Below are 3,570 nucleotides of genomic sequence, written 5' to 3' on the forward strand. Positions count from 1 at the left end.
ACTCACCCGTTCGCCACTAATCCACCCCGAAGGGCTTCATCGTTCGACTTGCATGTGTTAAGCACGCCGCCAGCGTTCGTCCTGAGCCAGGATCAAACTCTCCGTGAATGTTTACCGGTAATCCGGTGCACACACACGAGAGCGGAACCACCGGAGGAATAATCCGGCGGTTCACAGCGTCCTCGCTGTGTTTATTTCAAAGGAACCTCGTCCCAGCCGATCGGCCGGAGACGGGGTATCAACATATCTGGCGTTGATTTTTGGCACGCTGTTGAGTTCTCAAGGAACGGACGCTTCCTTTGTACTCACCCTCTCGGGCTTTCCTCCGGGCTTTTTCCCTTCGGTCTTGCGTTTCCGACTCTATCAGACCGTTTCGCGATCCGATTTCCTCGGTGCTTTCCAGGTTCCCGCTCTCGCGTTTCCCTTTCCGGCGATTCCGACTCTATCAGACTCTTTCGGGCCTGACTCCCAGTCAGCGGGCTTTGCCTTCCCGGCCGTTGGGCCGTTCCGACGTCCCAAACCTTAGCGGATCTTCCCGGCGATTCCCAATCGACCCGTTCGAGTCGACCAGAACCCGCCGAACCCCGATATCGAATTCAAATTCGGGCACGCCGAAAAGAACCCTGCCGGGCGATCATGCTGGTGGTTTGTCGCCGCAGAAGCGGCAGGAGACGCTGCCGAAGAACCGATACGGCTCCGTGGCAACCCGGAGAACTATACGCATCCGGCAGAGGGCCGTCAACCACCCCCTGTCAAGATCTTTTGAGCGCGGGGGAGGTCGGCTACGAGGGGCTCCGGCACAGCATCGGGCCCCTCCCCGTCTGCCTGCCGAGGTAGGCCGTCAGCCGGCCTTGGCGCAGATCGCGTAGACGGCGGCGGTGTAGGCCGGATCGTAGCCACCGTTCATGAAGCCGACGGTCCAGCCGACTGGTGTGGTGCCGGAGACGATCGGGTTGGAATGCAGCGTCGCGCCGTACGACTGGGCGGTGCTGCCGGGCAGGTACCACCCGCCACCGGTGGCGATCTCACCGTCCGGGCACCGTGCCTCGACGTCGACCATGTCCAGCACGGCGACGTCCTTCGTGGCAGTGACGACGTGCACCCCGGCGACCCCGGCGACCCCGTTCACCCCCGCGGGCCCCTGAGCCCCGGCATCACCCTTGTCGCCCTTGTCGCCGGACTCTCCCTTGGTCCAGGTTTCCCCCTTCTCCCCCTGGACACCCGGGGCTCCCTGCTCTCCGACATCACCCTTGGGGCCCGCAGGCCCCTGAGGGCCGGTCCGGTTCCAGGTGACGGAGTCCTCCCCATCGGGGCAGGCCGAGTCCGGCTCGACGAGACGCAGTCGACCGGTGGCATTCGATTTGGCAACTGGCCCCGGTCATGCCCAACTGCCGCTGCCAACACACTTGTTGCCGGAATGCACAGCCATCCCACAAGCTGCCTGCCGGAGCCCTGCCGCAGGAGCATCGCGGTCCGCAGGTACCCAGGTGCCGCCGACCTTCAGCCCTCCTGCAACACGGTCCGGATCACGTGCCGGGCGTTGTGCGCCATCGTCGGGTTCGTCTCGCGGTAGTACGGCAGCGCGATCAGTGCCTGCGAGAGTGTCCGCCCCCGGCCGCGGATCCAGGTCGCGTCGTCCACGCGCAGCGCCTGGCGGAAGACTTCCCTCGCCTTGGTCGGCAGCAGGTTCCACGCCGGGAACAGATCACAGGCCGGATCGCCCGTCCCCAGGCATCCGAAGTCGATTACCGAGGTGAGCCTGCCACCGTCCACCAGCAGGTTGCCCGGCATGAGATCCGCGTGCAGCCACACCGGGGGTCCGCCCCAGACAGGAGCCCGCAGCGCCTCCTCCCACACGGCTGTGGCGGCCGTGCAGTCGACGCCCTCCTGCGGGATCCCACGCAGCTCCTCGATCGCCGCCCGGGTCTCCGCGTCGAGCGAGGCGACCGGCCCGCCGCGGTGGGCCTGTGGGGCGGCATCCGACAGCGTGATACTCCGCATCGCCGCCACGAACTCCGCCAGGTCCTCGGCCAGCCGCACCGGCTCGCTCAGGGCTCCCGCTTCCGGGTTCTCCCCCTCCAGCCACCGGTACACCGACCACGCCCATGGGTACCCCTCCGCGGGCTCTCCGTACCCGAGTCCCGTGGGGACTGTCGTCGGCAAGTGAGGTGCGAGCCGGGGCAGCCACATCCGCTCCTTGTCCACGTCGCCGGCCCCGCCCTGCACAAGCGGCAGCCGTACGACCATGTGATCGCCCAGCCGGTACATGGCGTTGACCGTCCCGCCGGACGGAAACCGCTTGATCGCCAGCCCCGCCCACTGCGGGAACTGGCCGACGATCAGCCGCCGCACCAGGTCGCCGTCGATGGGATGTACGTCGGAACGCATGTCACCTGTGTCCATGGCTCGTCATCCGACCGCCGAACACCGGCGAGCGTCAATCACCCCTCCCGTTACCGCCCTCGTTGGCTCCACCGTCCTCCCTCCGAGTACCGGTGCTTCCAGCCCTTCTCCGCAACAAGATCGAGGGCCGACTGCCAGCCCTCCACCGAAACATCCGGAACCCGCACGTCCGGCAGTAGACACGAGTGGCCGAGGCTCCCAGCTGGGCCATGGATGTCGACCGCGGCCCAGTCGTGGTTACCGCTCGCCCTTCGCGCCCGCATCGCCGAGAGCCGCTGCCAAGCCCGCTCGGGGATCCTCGCGGCGGGGACCTTCGCCTGAAACCTCCCGGCGTGGGTAACGAGCAAGCGGGTACGGGAGACAGCCCGTACATAGCCGGTCCGGCGGTCCTCAAGTGACGCCCGAAGGTGCGGGTTGTCGCCGTAGACCTCGTCTCCCGCGACCCAGCGGGCGGAGGCTCCCGCGTCCAGAGACCAGGCGGCGAGCCGGGCTTGATGGCGAAGGCCAGACCGTCGGGGATGTCAGCGCCCCGGCATCGTGCCGGGTCCTCGGTCCATGAGCGCGGGACGTTGGTCGTCCACACAGCACCTAATGGTCAACGGCGGCCTCACCTGCGCGGGCACCACCGAAACCAGTAGTCGAGCCCCTCGACCCGGTAGCGGGCGCCAGCAGCAGCTCCAGCTCGTCATAACGGACGTCGATCCCGCCATGACCCGGATGGGGTCATCGACAGCCCTGATCTACGGGGCAGGCTCGAGCGGGCAGCTGATTCGGAAAGTCCGTGGGCCCGGTGCCATGCCGGCTATGTGCTCTGGCTGCTTGACCACCCTGACCTACCGAACACCCGTCGTGTCTGGCAGACCTGGGTGGCAGGCGAGGCGGTGTCGCTGCTGTGACTCGGGGGCGGTGGGGCCGACCTGGTCCGGGGCGGCTGCGGCATCGAGGCGGCGCCCGCCGACTGCGTCAAAGCTCTGCTTCACGAATGCTGGGGTAAATGCAGAAAACCCCCGTGCCGAAAGGCACGGGGGTTTTCTCAAAATTTGTTCGGCGGCGTCCTACTCTCCCACAGGGTCCCCCCTGCAGTACCATCGGCGCTGTGAGGCTTAGCTTCCGGGTTCGGAATGTAACCGGGCGTTTCCCTCACGCTATAACCACCGAAACACTATG

At 66.7% G+C, this 3,570-nt stretch carries 2 protein-coding genes and 2 rRNA genes; all 4 read right to left on the reverse strand.

What is annotated here, in order from left to right:
* Positions 1–108 (reverse strand): 16S ribosomal RNA (locus FNH09_RS45355); the annotation flags it as partial.
* A 733-nt stretch (positions 109–841) separates the two neighbouring features.
* A complete protein-coding gene (locus tag FNH09_RS49350) occupies positions 842–1,129 on the reverse strand; it encodes a hypothetical protein (RefSeq protein WP_152895711.1) in 288 nt (95 codons plus the stop codon).
* Positions 1,130–1,500: 371 nt separating this feature from the next.
* Positions 1,501–2,388 carry an aminoglycoside phosphotransferase family protein gene (locus tag FNH09_RS45370; RefSeq protein ID WP_152895712.1) on the reverse strand — a complete coding sequence of 296 codons (888 nt, stop codon included), beginning with the start codon at positions 2,386–2,388 and terminating at the stop codon, positions 1,501–1,503.
* Positions 2,389–3,445: 1,057 nt separating this feature from the next.
* Positions 3,446–3,562 (reverse strand): 5S ribosomal RNA (rrf, locus tag FNH09_RS45380).
* Positions 3,563–3,570 lie beyond the last annotated feature (8 nt).

The sequence above is a fragment of the Streptomyces adustus genome (assembly GCF_009377175.1).
GTDB classification, from domain to species: Bacteria; Actinomycetota; Actinomycetes; order Streptomycetales; family Streptomycetaceae; genus Streptomyces; species Streptomyces adustus.

Coding starts and splice junctions, on each gene's coding strand:
- FNH09_RS45370 (WP_152895712.1), bottom strand. CDS start 2,388: ATGCGTTCCGACGTACATCCCATCGACGGCGACCTGGTGCGGCGGCTG.